Raw genomic sequence first — 15,342 nt, 5'->3', positions numbered from 1 at the left:
AGCAGACCGCGGCTTATGCTTTTATGCATCCTTGTTCCCAGTTGACGTTCGTCACCCTCGATCCTCGGAACGGCCGCCAGCTCCCTGCGTTCGTCTGAACGAGTTGGCGGCGTAGATAGGTTCCATGCTGCTAGGGCGGTCAAAATGCAGGAGATCATAAACCTGGCACGGCCTAGCGGGACGTCCGGATCGGATCGACCGTTGAATGCGACGGAGACGGATTCGCTGGAGACGACATTACGCACGACATCAGAACGAGTTGAACAAAGGCTTGAAGGCTTGCAAACCGTTGGATACAGTTCGACTGCGCTCTGGCTTTTGGGCGCATTTCGATGTTCATCTCCAAACCCCGCAAGCAACGCGGGGTTCTTTTTTTGCTGGCCGTCACCAATCAGCCGCCGCAAAGCATTATCTACCATCATAATTCTATTTGGAGCAGAATGCCCCGCCTCTTTAGTGTTAGCGGCTCTCGACAGATTTGGCTGAACGCCCAGGTTACTTTGAGTGCCCGGCCACTCCACCCCGCCGACCAGCGCAGGTCGGCTCGTAAAGCAGCGCGTGAACGAGCCGGGCGCCTGCCCGCAGAAAAATCTGTCCAAACGCCGACCTGCGTTGTTCTGGCCCGAGGGATGCGGCCCCGCGCAATTGGATGGACGGGTAAGACGGAGCCTCAATTGACCGATGCGTAGCCCGGCGTCTGATACAGCGTGTGCTTCCTACCCTTGATTTCAGGGATGAAACCGTCCTGGTCCCAGCGAGCTGGAGCAACGTGTTCGATCGCCACCGACACCGATCCTTCATCGTTTCCCAAGACCGACATCACGGCTTTGCTGAGCTGTGCCGCCAGTTACTTCTTTTGGCCCTCTGTCCGGCCCTTGATCATCTCTACAACGATATGCGGCATGGCACTCCCTTTCCGCCTTTTGCGTCCGCGCAACAAGATGCGTCGGTTTACCGGCCTTGGCCCTTCAATACTTCGCCAACCACCGGAGCGGCTGAAAACGCGGCGGGCCAACCCGCATAAAGGCAACATGGGCCACAATTTCGCCAGTCTCTGCCGCCGTCAATCCGCTGTCCATCGCCTTGCCGAGATGAAATTTGATCTGGGCGACATTTCAGGCAGCCATCAGGCTGCTGACCGTGACAAGACTTCTATCCCGGGGAGCAAGTGCTTTGGACTGATCTAAATCGCTCTCCATGCGTAAACATGGACGAGAGATGTCCCGACCATGCCCGACCATGAGTGCGTGAGATGATGTGAACTGCCGCGAAGTTACGGAACTAGCCAATTCGGTTCGGGTGAAAGTTGAGGTGAAACTCATACGTCCCTTCCACCGCCACAACGCTTCAAGAAACATCAAAGGGTGCGATAGAGCCGCTCTTACGAAACAATATACGTTCCAAGATCCGAGGCGCGTCATGATAGAACATTCCTGCAGCTTGAGGTGCCACGTTGTCGTAGATCAACGTGATTGCAAGGGATCTCAAACGCTTGCGCGGCTTCTCCTTGTCGGAGCGCTGATCGAGGCCACAGCCCTGATCGCGGTTGGATGCAGCTCAATTGAAGCAAAAGGCGGGGCAACCACGGTTCCGAGGCGTGGCGCCATCACAGCATCGGCGCAAGACTGTAGCAAAAAGCCGAACTACGAAGGCATGTTGCGCACGTTGTGCTATTAATTTTGATCATCCCGCTCAAGCGGCTTCTTTACTTTTCCGTTCGACAGATCGGTATGTCGCTAGCACGCATTGCTCCATTCCCTAATGCCCTCCACGCCACAGGCCGTCCGGCTGGATCTCAGATTGACGACTTGCGGGAGTACCCGTGCCCAGCGACATCCGGCCGCCAAGAGGCGAACCGTTCACCGCGCCTTGTGACTTGTTCCGTGGAAATGCGCCACGGCGAGGCACGATTCAAGCTCGCGTTGACAAAAAACCTGACTGAAAAATTTTCTCTCCCAACCAAACTAAGCGGAAGTTGCTCTCGTACATGCGGTTGAGGAAAAGGCTGGCCAAGGGCCGGAGACGGGCCGAACCAAGAGGACTGCACATGTCGTTTCACCATCGGAGTACGGGCGAAAAACGTCTGAATATCGCCGTAATCGGCAGTGGTATTTCTGGTCTGTCGGCGGCTTGGCTCCTGTCGCAACGCCACGACATAACGGTGTTTGAAGCTGCCGATCGCATCGGCGGTCATTGCAATACCGTCGAATTCGAACGTCGCGGTATTGCGACTACAGTCGATACCGGCTTCATCGTCTATAACGAGGTTACATATCCCAATCTGACCGCACTCTTCCGTGCGCTCGACGTGCCAACCGCGGCCTCCAATATGTCATTCGCTGTCTCGCTAAACGACGGCACCTTCGAATATTCCGGTGGCAAAGGCCTCGGTCTTTTTGCCCAGAAATCCAATTTCGTCAGACCGCGTTTCTGGTCGATGATACGGGATCTCTTGCGGTTCTATCGTTGTGCGCCGCGTGATCTAGCAATGATGGGAGGCATTTCTCTCGACGATTACCTCACCCACAACGGCTATGGTCGAGCATTCCGCGATGATCACCTTTATCCGATGGCAGCGGCGATCTGGTCGACCCCCGCCATGCAGGTTGGTGCGTATCCAGCCGCCGGCTTCGTGAAGTTTTGCCACAATCACGGGCTCCTCGACCTGCACGATCGTCCTGCCTGGCGCACTGTGAAAGGCGGCAGTCGGGAATACGTGACCAGGCTGACCCGCCCGTTCGCCGATCGCATCCTGCGTTCAACAGCGGTGGGCGCAATACGTCGTCTGCCCGGATCTGTCGAGATCCGGGACGCCCGTGGCGAGATGCACGTCTTCGATCATGTCGTGATCGCAACGCATGCGGATCAGGCGCTTCGCATGCTGGCCGATGCGACTTGTGACGAGCGACGAATTCTTGGTGTCTTTCGTTATTCGCAGAACGAGGCGGTGCTACACGGGGATGCCAGCCTGATGCCGAAGCGGCGCGCTGCCTGGTCCAGTTGGAACTATGTCTCCGAGACACGAGAGGGCCCTACGCGACCGTCGATCACCTATTGGATGAACAGGCTGCAGCCTTTGGGAGCAGCACCGCCGACTTTTGTGACGCTCAACCCACGCCGCGAGCCGTGCGATGGGACCGTCATTCGCCGCGAGACCTACGACCATCCGGTATTCGACCTTGATACCGACCGGGCGCAGCATGAGATCTGGTCGCTACAGGGCCAACGCAATACGTGGTTCTGCGGCGCGCATTTCGGCTCCGGCTTCCATGAGGATGGTATTCAAGCCGGGCTTGCCGTTGCCGAGGATCTTGGTGGCGTGCGACGCCCTTGGACGGTCCCGCAGGAAAGCGGCCGCATCGTTCGCAGGCCGTTGGCAAGGCCGGTGGAACTTTCCTCAAGTCTGGAGGTGCCGGCATGACGGCCAAGCTCCAGTCGGCACTTTTTCCCGGGAAGGTGACGCATAAGCGGCTAAAGCCAAAACAGCACCGGCTGACCTATCACATCTATTCACTTCTCATCGATCTCGACGAACTTGAGGCCCTCGACCGGGGGCTGAGGCTATTTTCCGTCGATCGCTTCAACGTCTTTTCGTTTTACCGCAAGGATCGCGGCGATCGCTCCGGTTCCGACCTCAAGAAGCAGGTGGAGCGCAGTATGTTGGCGGCAGGCGTCGAGCCGGATGGCGGTTCCATTCGCCTGCTGACCATGCCGCGGCTTTTGGGTTGGGCCTTCAATCCGTTGAGCGCGTTCTTCTGCTACGGCAAGGATGGGGCGCTGAGGGCGATCCTCTGGGAGGTGGACAATACGTTCGGGGAGCGCCACGGCTATATGATCCCTGTGGAAACACCCGACGGGGCGGAGATCGTCCAGCATTGTGACAAGGCATTCTACGTCTCGCCGTTCATGGATATGAACCTTCGTTACGAATTCCGTGTTCTGCCTCCTTCGGACAAGATTTTAATCAGTATCGGTGCATTGGACGAGGAAGGGCTGCTGCTGACGGCTCGACATCTGGCACAGCGGACCGAACTGACAGACGCCGCCCTGCTGAAGACATTCTTCGCCACTCCCTTACTGACGCTTCGGGTTATCGGCGGCATCCATTGGGAAGCGATAAAAATCTGGCTGAAGGGTGTTCGCCTGCGTGTGCGTCCGAAGCCGCCGAAACATTCCGTTTCCTTGGTCCGCAACGACCGCATCGAGGAAAGCGCACAGCATCGAAAGATCGAGTTTCATGAGTCAGTTTGACGATTTCTCTCATTTGCCACGTCCGCTGCCGGCTCATTGCGACGAACTAGGCTTCGGAGGCCGGCTTTTGGGACGTCTGATCGGGAATCTTCATTCTGGGCGCCTGAGGATCATGCTACCGTCCGGTATCGTTGTCGAAAAGTCCGGTACCAGACCCGGTCCCGATGCAACAATCGTCATGCGGAACTGGCGAATGCTTCGCCGCCTCGTCACGGCTGGCAGTATCGGCTTTGCCGAAGGGTTTATTGAGGAAGACTGGACGACGCCTGACCTGACGGCGGTCATTCGGCTCGCATCACGCAACAGGGATGCCCTAGCGAGGGCGATCGACGGCAACGTCTTAATGCGGCTTATCAACAGAACCCGCCATCTCCTGAATGCCAATACGAAAAATGGAAGTCGACGCAACATCAAGGCCCATTACGATCTCGGCAACGATTTCTACAGGGAATGGCTTGATGAGACGATGCTGTATTCCTCCGCGATCTTTGACAATGCGACGCTAAGCCTCGAAGCCGCCCAGCAGAAACACCTCGACCGGATTCAAGAGAAGCTTGCGCTCAAGGGCGGCGAAAGCGTGCTCGAACTGGGATGCGGCTGGGGCGCGCTTGCCCTTGAACTTGCAACCAGATCGAATGCCGAGGTCGTCGGCGTGACCCTTTCACCGTCGCAACTGGTTTGGGCGAAAGACGCGGTGAATAAAGGCAACAAGGCTCGCCAGATCGATCTGCAGTTGAAGGACTACCGCGATGTAGAGGGCCAGTTCGATCGCATTGTGTCAATCGAGATGTTCGAAGCTGTCGGCGAAGCCTATTGGGCAAGCTACTTCGAAGCCTTGAAACGCTGCATGAAAAATGACGGTCGTGCAGTGCTGCAAATCATCTCCATCGAGGAAGGCCGGTTCGAGGCCTATCGCCGCGGCATCGACTTCATCCAGAAATATATCTTCCCGGGCGGATTCCTGCCTTCGGACAAGGCGCTCGAAGCAGCGGTGTCCTCCGCGGGACTAAAACTCACGGAGATTGAGCATTTCGGGAAATCCTATGCTCGGACACTGTCGGAATGGCGGTCGCGCTTTCAAGCGCATTGGCCAGCCATTGCGAAGCAAGGCTTCGACGAGCGGTTCCGACGCCTTTGGAACTATTATCTCTGCTACTGCGAGGCGGGTTTCGAGGAGGAGTGCATCGATGTCGGGCTTTACACGATCGAACATGCTTCGAGTGCGCGCGGACAAAGGAGAGCAAAGTGAAGATGTACTTCGTTGCCTATCTCGCCACTTTGATCGTCTTTGTCGCGATCGACTTTCTCTGGCTGAGCAGCATGGCCAATCGACTGTATCGGCCGACCTTGGGTGACACGCTGACGCCGGACTTCCGGCTCGTTCCGGCTGTCGCATTCTATCTGATCTATGCGGCCGGACTTACAATTCTTGCCGTCAGGACAGGCTTGATGTCCGGTTCTCCGGCTACGGCCGCACTCTACGGCGCCATTGTCGGTTTCACCGCCTATGCAACCTACGACTTGACCAATCAGTCCACGCTGAAGAACTGGTCGACGACGTTGACAATTGTAGACGTGATGTGGGGCACAGTGCTGTCAGCTGCGTCCGCAGGCATAGGTTCCTGGATCACGCTGCGGATCGATGGATGACCCTTTGCAAATCGGATTGTTGGGCCCAGGCGAACGAGCATTCCTTTTAACGTCGCAAGGTCCGAACTTAGAGCATTCCTCACCTGCTTGCTTTCATTTTCCTGCGCCCGTTCGCTCGCGATTTCGGTCACGCCCCGCAGTCGAAACCGTAAACCGATGACATGCTGAAACGACGACCAGGTATTCGGGGAAAGGGATCTTCTTTACGCCTCCACGCCAATTAAAAAAAGCACTCGACTGCCGGCGATTTTTGAACTGGGTTCCATCTCCGCTCGTAGCACCATCCCGGATATACGGCAGGATGAAAACTTGAATTACGCCTCCGTTATTTGGATTGCGATCGGACTTTCGGCTGGCATGTGCGGCACGTCGACCGTTCAGAAGCACACTGGAAACAGCGGTTGGATCGATACCGTTTGGGTCGTTTTCCGTCGGGACCGGCGGGATCGCGACGACATGTTTTGCGTCCGGTGAACCAGCTCGGCTAATGGCTATCGCCGCCATACTTGCGGTTTGGTCAGAAGGCTTGCTTAGCACACAGCGGCACGCAGTCGCGGGAGCGGCGAGGATCCCAGATACCGTAACATGACAGAAGACGGGTCAACACCGTTTTCCCCGGTCCGCGCAAAGGGGAGCACGCAATTGACCGTGCGCTCCAACTGGCGATCTCCTGCTTTCAAAGCCTATCAGGGACGCGCACGGGCGGCATACCTCAGAACCGCACCAGAGCACTTCGAGCAACGCTCTTGATCACTGCATCGACCCGTTTACGGTCGCGGCGGTATCAGCGCATTTCGTGCCATGTGTCGACCGCGACCAATGTTCTTCATGCAACTGGGGCAATGAACACTGGCCGAAGTGGCCCTGGATCACCCCCCGAGCACAAACCGGGAAAATGCCAGAGAATTACGCGCATCGTCATCCATCCTGGCTTCGCCTGCGCCATCTGTCAGATCACGCCAAACACGAATGTCAGAGCCAATCGTGCCGCCGGTCTTGACGAACGGTTCCATCACGACCGCACCGGTGTAGTTGATCTCACGGAGCGCGAGGCCGATCTCGTGCCAGGGTATTCTGCCCTTCCCAGGTACACGGCGATTACTTTCCCCAGTGTGGAAATGACCTAGCAGCGGACCGGCGGTGCGGATGGCGTCGCCGAAACTGTCTTCCTCGATGTTCATGTGGAAGGTGTCAAGCATCACCTTGACGTTCGACTTGCCGACGTCCTTCACGAAGGCAACGCCTTCAGTGGCGGTGTTCAGAACGTGGTTCTCGAACCGGTTCAACACCTCGATGCAAAGGTTTATGCCGAGGTCGTTCGCAAAGTCTGCAATGCTGTGTATGCCTTCGACACCGCGGGCCCGATCGCCGACCTTGTCGACCGGTTGCGTATAATCGACCGGCCAGTACGAATGCAGTGCGCCGCCGATCGTCTTGATATCAAGCTTGGCCACATTGGCGAGCGTCCGCTTGAAAAATGCCTTGCCGGCTTCCCTGACTGCACTGTCGGACGACGACAGGTTTTTGCTCTTGGAAGGACCAATACCTGCAGTCAGGATGATGTTGTTATCTATCGCGCTCTGCCTGATGATCGCGAGGTCAGCATCACTGTATTCATTGATATGATGCGCCGCGACTTCGATAACGTCGAAACCAAGTTTCGCGACCTTTTCAATGTACGGGCCAAACTTTGCGCTCCACTCATGTTCCCAGTAAGAGTAGTAGATGCCATGTTTCATAGGAGCCTCCTTGAGGTTTCAACTTGCATTTCCTGCCGACGCTTTGTCGGACAGATACGAACGATGGTGCCTGACAGGGCGACGGAACCGACGAAGACGGTAAAGCGACCCGGTGGCGAAAGGCGGCGAAGCGAAAGGCTTCGTTCCGACTTGGAGAATTAATTGTTGTCGATGCGTCGGTCGGGCTCAGCGCTTCCCGAGATGATGGCAAGGCCATTCGGCAAATCGTTCTCTTCGACCTTGCGATCGATTTCCCTTGGATCGAGCCCGAAGGAAAGCCAGCGATCCTGGAGCCTTTTTCGCAGATTGTCCTCGCTGACGTCCACAAAGACAGTGAAGTCGAAAATCGGTTTCAACCTGTCCCAGGGGGCCTGGCGGGAGAGGAGGTAGTTCCCTTCGCAGACGATGATGTCCACCGATTGCGGGATCAGGCTTCCCCCAGCACGGGCGATTTCGATCATGCGATCGAAAACCGGGACGGCAATGACGTCATCTTCGTTTGCCTTGATCCGCTCGAGCATCCGACGGAACCCATGCGTGTCGAATGTGTCGATGGCTCCCTTGTAGGGCCGCCGGCCCATCTGCTCCAGCACGGCGTCATCATAGTGATAGCCATCCATCGGAAACAAAGCGGGCCTGACAGCGTACTCGGTCTTGAGATCGTGAACGACCTTTTCCGCGAGAGTGGATTTTCCCGACCCGGGTGCACCTGCAATGGCAATCAGGACTCTTCTGCCACCATTTTCAGATAGGCGCTGAACGGCGACTTTCGCGATCTCACGCGCGTTTGCATCAATCTTGCTCAAGGAGTTCCTCCTTTGCCATCCGCCAGACAGACCACGGCCTAGGCCCCGAAATCCCGCCACCCGTATTGAGCGGCCTTGCCACGCAGGAACGAGAGACCGCTCCCCATGACTTCCTCCACGTCGCGGGCCACCGGACGCCATGTCGATATGTCGCCGGCCATCTCCGTCGGCATGCTGACAAAGCTCTCCAGCACCAGTGCCCCTTTGAAGCCGATTGCCGAAAGGGCGACGAAGATCGAATCCCAGGGGACGTTGCCTGCGCCCGGCGTTCCACGATCGCTCTCCGACATGTGCATGTACTTGAGGTGATCACGAGCTGCGAGAATGCCGTTGGCGGCCCCCTTCTCCTCGATATTCATGTGGAACGTGTCCAGGTGGACGAAGACGTTGTCCATGCCGATCCGCTCGACCAGCGCTACGGCTTGCTCGGCGGTATTGACGAGATGGTTTTCGTATCGATTTACGGCCTCGACGCCGAGCTCAATACCCTTGGACCTGGCCCGTCTCGCAGCCGCCTCGAGGGCACGGGTAAGGTTGTCGTATTCGGCCTGGGTTGGCAGCGAGCCCGTTCGTTCATTGGTGCCGCCAAAGGTTACGCCGGTGAGCGCCTCGGCGCCCATTTCGGCGGTCTTGTCGATTGCTGTTTCCAAGTGGCGGATCGCCGCATCGGGTTGTCGTGATGCCCACGCCGCCTCGGGCAGCACGAGTGAGCATGCGGCTTTGATCCTGTTTGTCTCGAGGAGCGCACGAGTGTGCGCGGCGTCTACCGAGGATGCATCAACCAGCGGGATTTCGATAAATCCGAGCTGGTACTTCTTCGCCCCGGCAATGGCCCGCTCCGCACCTGCGCGGTCCCAATTCATTGTCCACATGCTTGCGTGAATTCCAAAACCCTGCACCGTTCAACCCTTCCTTCTACGTGCGGCCATGTAGGCCGAAGCTATGGTTCGCGCAGCCATGACGACGATCATCAAAACGCCCCATAAAGCCGTTGCGAGATGTTGGTTGGCCCCCATCAAATTGAGACCCGAGGACAGAAGCTGGAGCACGATGAGTGCGACGAAGACCGGCAAGACCCGCCCGAACCCACCAAAGGGGTTGATCCCACCCAGGAACGCCGCAAGAACGGTAATCAGCAGGTAGGATTCACCGTGACCGACGCGAACCGAATTGAACCGGGCAAGCATGATTACGCCGGCGACAGCACACATCACTCCGGACAAGGTATAAACCAGCACCAGAATGCGACGGGTATTGAGACCGGAGTAGCGCGCCGCGTCGATGTTCGAACCGATCATCAGGAGGCCAAAACCGAGCTTGAAACGTGTGAGCAGGAGCTGCCACAGACCGACGCACACGATGAAGATCAGGAGGGGAATCGGGAACCCGAATATCTGTCCGTGCCCGATCGGAGCAATGAAGGTCGGAAAGCCGGACACGTCGCCGCCACGCGTGAGGAATTCGCCCAGGCCGCGCAGGAAGATCATCATCGACAGCGTCACGAGGATTGGATGCGCACGTGTGTAGGCAATAGCAGCACCCGTCATCAGACCCGCTGCAGCGCCAGTGACAAGAGCCGCGATGACGCCAAGAAGAAAGGCAGACGGCGACGCATCGACACCACCGTACGTTTGCATCACCCACGCTGCGGCAAGACCCGACAGATTGGCGGTGAATGTCACGGACAGATTGATGCCGCCGGTCAAAAGCGGCAGCAGCATCGCAAGCGTCAGCAGGCCGAGTTCCGGTAACTGGAAAGCAACCGAGCCAAACGTTGCAGCGGAGATAAAATTGTTTGCTGCAAGACCGAAGATGACCATCACCGCCAGGAAGGCGATGGCCGGACCTGTCATATCCGCGCCGAAGGTGGCATTGAACCTTTGAGCTATGGCTTTCATGAGTGGGTGCTCCCCCTTCTGGTGCCGCCCTTGGCAAGGAATGGCAGAAGCTTGTCGATCCGTGCGGAAGAAAGCGTTATGGCGGCAAGAATGATCGCGCCGACGATCATCTTGAATGCGAATGGCGAGACGCCCATCAGGTTCAACCCGTTCTGGGTAACGGACACCATCAGCACCCCGAGAACGCATCCGATGACCGACCCCTTGCCGCCCCCGAGCCGCGCGCCGCCGAGAACCGTTGCGGCAAGGACGTCGAGTTCACGACCGTAAAGCGCGTTCGGAACGACCTCCTCGGCGTAGTGGGCCTGCATCAATCCACCGATACCGGCCATCAGACCGAGCCAGCCGAACGAAATGTAATGCATGGTTCCGATATTAATGCCGAAGCGGCGCGCTCCCTCCGGATTGTCGCCAAATGCGTAGAGCTGCCGCCCAACGGTGGTGCGCGAAATCATAAACCAGGTCGCTACACAGCAGAGGACCATGACGACGACAGGCAGGGTAAGCTCCACCCAAGACCCGTCGGCCATCTCGCGTTCGAAAAACACCACGCGCGTCGTCAGCCATTCGGGCAGGTCGTAGATCGAGACGCCCTTGGTGAAGAACATCAGGAGACCGAAGAAGATGTTGAAGGTCGAGATTGTCGCAACAATCGAGATGATATGGAGGCGGTAGACGAGTGCCGCGTTGATCAGGCCGAGGCCGATACCGATCGCTCCGGCGATGATGAACCCTTCGGCCCAGTTGCCGCCGCCCAACGCGCCGAGCGCGAGAGCGGTGACATACTGCACGACGGATGCAGCGACGGCGAAAGAAATGTCGATCCCGCCTGAGATCAGGACGACGAGAAGTCCGACGGCGAAGATAATGTTGACGGCCGAAACGTTCAGCACATCAAACGCGTTGGAGATCGTCAGAAACCGGTCCGTCGCAAAGGACAGACCGAAGCAAAGCACGATCATGACCGCAAGAAGCGTCAACTCGGTTGTGTGTCCAAGGATCAGCCTACGCATAGACGGAAGCCTCCAGTTCGGCGAGCGATACGCTTCGCGGGTCGTAGGTCGCGTGAATCTTGCCTTCCACCATGTGAATGATGCGGTCGGCGTTGAAATAGACCTCCGGTGGTTCGTCGGAGATCAGGATGATGGCTAGACCCTGGGCCGCCAGCTTGTGTACGATCTCGAAGATGCCTGCCCTGGCCCCGACGTCGACGCCCACCGTCGGGGCGTCGAGGATCAGGATTTTGGGATCGATGGCCAGCCACTTGGCAATCGCAACGCGCTGCTGGTTGCCACCTGAAAGCGTCCGTATGGGATCATCAGGCGTACCGATCTTGACGCCGAGCGCCTTGATCCAATGGTCGACGACGCTTGCCTTCTTCGTCGGAGAGATCATCCCGCCCGACATAAGCTTGTCGAGGGATGCCATGACAAGGTTGTCGGCAATCGATTGCGGCTGGTTTAGGCCGAGTGACAGCCGGTCTTCGGACAGGTAAGCAACACCAGCACGAATGGCGTCCCGATTAGACCCGAAACTGACGCGCTCGCCCTCGATGCTGATCTCACCGGCTTGCGGCCGATGCATTCCGAAGATCGTAAGCGCCAGCTCTGTGCGACCCGCCCCAAGGAGGCCTGTAATTCCGAGCGTTTCACCGCGCCGCAGGTCAAATGAGATGTTCTCGAACTCTTTCGCTCGTGTAAGTCCACGCACGGAGAGCACGACTGGATCTTCATCGTGATCGTTGGCGATGACGATGTTGTCGAAGTTGCGACCCGTCATGAGTTCCGTCACGCGCGACTGGGTCATGCCTTCGACGGGGTAAACGCCAACCAGCGCACCATCGCGGAGCACCGTCATCCGATCGGAAATCTCCAGGACTTCGGCGAGGCGATGCGAGACGAACACGACCGCGACGCCGGATGCCGACAGGTTGCGAACGATGTCGATCAGATAGTCGGTTTCGGATTGCGTCAGCGACGCAGTCGGCTCATCCATAAACACAAGGCGAGCTTCGCCGACAAGTGCTCGCGCAATGGCGACGATCTGGCGTTGCGCAATTGGCAGCTCCTTGAGTGGCAGGTCGGGGTCGATCGTAACGCCGAGCCGGGCAAGCGCCCTTTCGGCCGCGTCTTCAATCTTCCGCTTGTCGACGAGGCCGTATTTGCCATTGACCGCGTACTGAAACCCGATGTTTTCGGCGACCGTCATCTCCGGGAAGAGCGCCAGGTCCTGCCAGATGACCTGAATGCCAAGTGACTGCGCCAGCGTCGGTGTCATCGCTGTGACCGGCTGGCCGTCGAAGAAGAACTCCGCACCATCCTGCGGTTTATAGACGCCGGTTATGACCTTGATCAGCGTGCTCTTGCCGCACCCGTTTTCTCCTGCAAGGCAGTGGACCTCGCCGGGATTGACCTCGAACGAGACCCCTTTCAGAGCCCGCACACCGCCAAACGTGACTTTGATATTCTTGAGTGAAAGGAGCGGTATAGCGCTCATGGCATATCTCCCTGATCAGCCGCCCGCTCGGCGGGGTCCGCAGGTACCAGTAAATCTTAAGGAGTGGGTCGCGTGGAGCGAGCTCCTCGCGACCCCAGGCTGAGGCCTCGGGAGGTTAGAGGCCCATGCCAACCAACTTGTCGATGCTTTCCTTGTTGATGGCCAAGAGCTGATCAACGATGATTGTATTTCCTTCTGGAGTGATCTTGCCGAGACCCTCTATGTCATCGCCGGCTTTCGGCTCCTGCCCCTTGGAAATGCGATCAGCGAGCGTCACGAAGACCTCACCGGCCTGCTTGGGATTCCACATGAACCCGCCGGTCAGAGCACCCGACTTGATGAGCTTCGCACCCTGTCCTGGCGAGAACGGCCCGATCACAAAGACCTTTCCGTCCTTGCGGCGCTCTTCAACAGCGCGGCCCGCACCAATCGGACCTTGCGAGCCGAATGCGAGGAAGCCCTTGAGATCGGCGTTCGCTGCCATCAGGTCGAGAGCGGTCGAACGGCTCTTGTCGACATCTTCAGCTACACCGTAGCGGTCGCCTACCAGCTTCATGTCGGGATAGTTGGCCTTGATATAAGCAATCGCAGCATCGGCCCAGGCGTTGTGCAGAGGAACGGTCAACGACCCAACGAAGACCGCGTACGAGCCCTTGCCACCCATCTTCTCGGCGAGGAGCTTGCCATGCGCCTCACCGAAGCCCTTGGCGGAAGCCAGTTCGAAGTCCCAGTTCGCACCGACCTGCTTGGGTGATTCATGCGTAATGACCTTAATGCCAGCATCCTGGGCCTTCTTCAGCACCGGCTCAAGGACCTTGGCGTCGTTGGGAACGACACCAATGTAATCGACCTTTTGCGCAATCAGGTCTTCGATAGCGCGAACCTGGAGAGCCGGATCGGCGCTGGTCGGGCCGACCATGAAGCCCTCGACGCCGAGCTTGGCGCTCTGCTCCTTGATGCCGGCCTCCATGGCATTGAACCACGGGATGCCGCCAATCTTAACGACCACACCAATCTTTGGCCCGGCAAATGCAGTCGATGCAAGAAGCGTCAGCGAGAGGCCGAGCGTGATTGCGAGCATTCTCTTCATGGGTTTCTCTCCTCCAAACAGCGGGCAAAGGAGATGCGCCCACACGAGCCCCATGCTGGTGTGCCAAGCGTTATCGGCTCCATGACAGAACCTCCTCCCTCGTCGCCTTCCTCAAAGCGCCCATCGTTTTGCACAATCGTTATTGCTTTCTTGCACAATCGATGGTGCAATAACCATAACATCAAAAAGCCTTTCGTCAAGAGGTGCGATTGTTCTAAATAGTGACGAGAGGCGAGGAGATTCGCGGATGTCGGAAAAAGAGCAAAAGAAAGCAACGATTTACGATCTGTCAGTCGTATCCGGCGCGTCGCCTTCGACCGTCAGCGCGGTTCTGAACGGCACCTGGCGCAAGCGGCGGATCTCGGAGGAAACAGCGGACAAGATCATGACGCTCGCTAAAGCACACCGCTACACGGCAAATCTCCAGGCCCGTGCGCTGAGAAGCTCGCGATCCGGCCTTACCGGACTGCTCCTGCCCGTCTATGATACCCGGTTCTTCTCCTCAATGGCTCAGACCTTCGAAGCGAAGGCGCGTCAGCGGGGGCTGGTCCCCATGGTTGTTTCAGGACGACGGGATCCTGAGGAGGAACGACGCACCGTCGAGTCGCTGATCGCATACTCCATCGATTCTCTCTTCGTTGCCGGCGCGACCGATCCCGACGGCGTTCATCAGGCCTGTTTGCGGGCGGGCGTGCCGCACGTAAACATCGACCTGCCCGGCAAGTACGCACCATCGATTATTTCGGACAACCGGCAGGGCGCGGAGGCCCTGACGACAGCTATCATTCGACACGCGGAGGGAATGGGGCCGCTCGCGCCCGAGGACGTGTTCCTGTTCGGCGGGCGCGACGACCACGCAAGCCGTGACCGCGTGATCGGCTTCCATGCGGTAAAGCACTCCATTTTCGGCGGTGACGTCCCGAAGGACGACATAGAGACAACCGGATATTCTCCGGGAATGACCGCCCTCGCTTTCGAGCGCTTTTACGAAAAACATGGCCGACTGCCGCGCTGCTTCTTTGTGAATTCCTCAATCAACTTCGAGGGCCTGTTGCGATTCATGGGACGTCACGACGGCGAAGCCTTCGGAGACATCGTCGTCGGCTGCTTCGATTACGATCCTTTTGGATCGTTCCTTCCCTTCCCCGTCTACATGATCAAGCCAAACGTTTCCGAGATGCTCGATCGGGGGTTTGACTTGCTCGAGGACGACGATGCGGAGCCGCAGATCATCATGATTGAGCCGCAACTCGTGCCTCCACGCACGGCACTCGAAGGACCTCTCGACGCGATAAAAGATCCGTCGCCCTCTCTCGACCGACCAGGCCGACATTAATAATGAAATCTGCTTGGGCCACGAACGCATTCCATGGGATGAGTAATCGTTCGGTCAGCCCCGGTCCGGGCGCCAA

General features: G+C 57.8%; 13 protein-coding genes and 1 pseudogene. 5 read left to right on the top strand and 9 right to left on the bottom strand.

Annotated elements, in window-relative coordinates:
* Nucleotides 1–670 precede the first annotated feature (670 nt).
* The gene (locus FHT97_RS20695; protein ID WP_183864097.1) at nt 671–820 is read right to left on the bottom strand and encodes a hypothetical protein; all 150 of its coding nucleotides are present in this window, start codon (nt 818–820) and stop codon (nt 671–673) included.
* Nucleotides 821–951: 131 nt separating this feature from the next.
* Nucleotides 952–1,169: pseudogene (locus FHT97_RS30955) on the bottom strand (carboxymuconolactone decarboxylase family protein); the annotation flags it as partial.
* Nucleotides 1,170–2,047: 878 nt separating this feature from the next.
* Here FHT97_RS30955 and FHT97_RS20685 point away from each other — a divergent pair.
* The 4 genes from FHT97_RS20685 to FHT97_RS20670 are packed head-to-tail and all read left to right on the top strand — an operon-like array spanning nt 2,048 to nt 5,901.
* Entirely contained in the window at nt 2,048–3,421 is a 1,374-nt protein-coding gene (locus FHT97_RS20685) for an NAD(P)/FAD-dependent oxidoreductase (protein ID WP_183864095.1), read from the top strand.
* Nucleotides 3,418–4,251, top strand: a complete 834-nt coding sequence (locus FHT97_RS20680; protein ID WP_183864094.1) for a DUF1365 domain-containing protein — start codon at nt 3,418–3,420, stop codon at nt 4,249–4,251. The genes FHT97_RS20685 and FHT97_RS20680 overlap by 4 nt, the downstream gene beginning before the upstream one ends.
* Nucleotides 4,238–5,500 (top strand): cyclopropane-fatty-acyl-phospholipid synthase family protein, encoded by a 1,263-nt coding sequence (locus tag FHT97_RS20675; RefSeq protein WP_183759191.1) that lies wholly within the window; start codon nt 4,238–4,240, stop codon nt 5,498–5,500. Before FHT97_RS20680 ends, FHT97_RS20675 begins: the two co-directional genes overlap by 14 nt.
* Nucleotides 5,497–5,901, top strand: coding sequence for a DUF2177 family protein (locus tag FHT97_RS20670; RefSeq protein WP_183759192.1), 405 nt, complete (start codon nt 5,497–5,499; stop codon nt 5,899–5,901). Before FHT97_RS20675 ends, FHT97_RS20670 begins: the two co-directional genes overlap by 4 nt.
* A gap of 869 nt (nt 5,902–6,770) precedes the next feature.
* On the opposite strand, the gene FHT97_RS20665 is transcribed toward FHT97_RS20670, so the two are convergent.
* From FHT97_RS20665 to FHT97_RS20635, 7 genes are all read right to left on the bottom strand, one after another.
* Nucleotides 6,771–7,640, bottom strand: a complete 870-nt coding sequence (locus FHT97_RS20665) for a sugar phosphate isomerase/epimerase family protein (protein ID WP_183864093.1) — start codon at nt 7,638–7,640, stop codon at nt 6,771–6,773.
* A gap of 158 nt (nt 7,641–7,798) precedes the next feature.
* Nucleotides 7,799–8,446: a nucleoside/nucleotide kinase family protein gene (locus tag FHT97_RS20660; RefSeq protein ID WP_183864092.1), complete on the bottom strand. Its 648-nt coding sequence runs from the start codon at nt 8,444–8,446 to the stop codon at nt 7,799–7,801.
* 38 nt (nt 8,447–8,484) lie between these two features.
* Complete coding sequence (locus FHT97_RS20655; protein ID WP_183864091.1) at nt 8,485–9,345, bottom strand: sugar phosphate isomerase/epimerase; 861 nt, start codon at nt 9,343–9,345, stop codon at nt 8,485–8,487.
* A gap of 3 nt (nt 9,346–9,348) precedes the next feature.
* A complete protein-coding gene (locus FHT97_RS20650) occupies nt 9,349–10,344 on the bottom strand; it encodes an ABC transporter permease (protein WP_183759091.1) in 996 nt (331 codons plus the stop codon).
* A complete protein-coding gene (locus tag FHT97_RS20645) occupies nt 10,341–11,357 on the bottom strand; it encodes an ABC transporter permease (RefSeq protein ID WP_183864090.1) in 1,017 nt (338 codons plus the stop codon). Before FHT97_RS20645 ends, FHT97_RS20650 begins: the two co-directional genes overlap by 4 nt.
* The gene (locus FHT97_RS20640) at nt 11,350–12,840 is read right to left on the bottom strand and encodes a sugar ABC transporter ATP-binding protein (RefSeq protein ID WP_183864089.1); all 1,491 of its coding nucleotides are present in this window, start codon (nt 12,838–12,840) and stop codon (nt 11,350–11,352) included. Before FHT97_RS20640 ends, FHT97_RS20645 begins: the two co-directional genes overlap by 8 nt.
* A gap of 115 nt (nt 12,841–12,955) precedes the next feature.
* Nucleotides 12,956–13,930 carry a substrate-binding domain-containing protein gene (locus FHT97_RS20635; RefSeq protein ID WP_028827899.1) on the bottom strand — a complete coding sequence of 325 codons (975 nt, stop codon included), beginning with the start codon at nt 13,928–13,930 and terminating at the stop codon, nt 12,956–12,958.
* 247 nt (nt 13,931–14,177) lie between these two features.
* Between FHT97_RS20635 and FHT97_RS20630 the strand changes: the two genes are divergently transcribed.
* A complete protein-coding gene (locus FHT97_RS20630) occupies nt 14,178–15,266 on the top strand; it encodes a LacI family DNA-binding transcriptional regulator (RefSeq protein WP_183759088.1) in 1,089 nt (362 codons plus the stop codon).
* Nucleotides 15,267–15,342 lie beyond the last annotated feature (76 nt).

The organism is Rhizobium sp. BK399, from assembly GCF_014194695.1.
Lineage (GTDB): Bacteria > Pseudomonadota > Alphaproteobacteria > Rhizobiales > Rhizobiaceae > Rhizobium.
The sequence above is the reverse complement of the archived record's forward strand: the minus strand, read 5'-3'. Positions and strand labels throughout refer to the sequence as shown.

Excerpts from the sequence above, each read along its gene's own strand:
- FHT97_RS20630 (WP_183759088.1), top strand. The coding sequence starts at position 14,178 with ATGTCGGAAAAAGAGCAAAAGAAAGCAACGATTTACGATCTGTCAGTC.
- FHT97_RS20650 (WP_183759091.1), bottom strand. The coding sequence starts at position 10,344 with ATGAAAGCCATAGCTCAAAGGTTCAATGCCACCTTCGGCGCGGATATG.
- FHT97_RS20685 (WP_183864095.1), top strand. The coding sequence starts at position 2,048 with ATGTCGTTTCACCATCGGAGTACGGGCGAAAAACGTCTGAATATCGCC.
- FHT97_RS20675 (WP_183759191.1), top strand. The coding sequence starts at position 4,238 with ATGAGTCAGTTTGACGATTTCTCTCATTTGCCACGTCCGCTGCCGGCT.
- FHT97_RS20665 (WP_183864093.1), bottom strand. The coding sequence starts at position 7,640 with ATGAAACATGGCATCTACTACTCTTACTGGGAACATGAGTGGAGCGCA.
- FHT97_RS20695 (WP_183864097.1), bottom strand. The coding sequence starts at position 820 with ATGTCGGTCTTGGGAAACGATGAAGGATCGGTGTCGGTGGCGATCGAA.
- FHT97_RS20640 (WP_183864089.1), bottom strand. The coding sequence starts at position 12,840 with ATGAGCGCTATACCGCTCCTTTCACTCAAGAATATCAAAGTCACGTTT.
- FHT97_RS20680 (WP_183864094.1), top strand. The coding sequence starts at position 3,418 with ATGACGGCCAAGCTCCAGTCGGCACTTTTTCCCGGGAAGGTGACGCAT.
- FHT97_RS20635 (WP_028827899.1), bottom strand. The coding sequence starts at position 13,930 with ATGAAGAGAATGCTCGCAATCACGCTCGGCCTCTCGCTGACGCTTCTT.
- FHT97_RS20645 (WP_183864090.1), bottom strand. The coding sequence starts at position 11,357 with ATGCGTAGGCTGATCCTTGGACACACAACCGAGTTGACGCTTCTTGCG.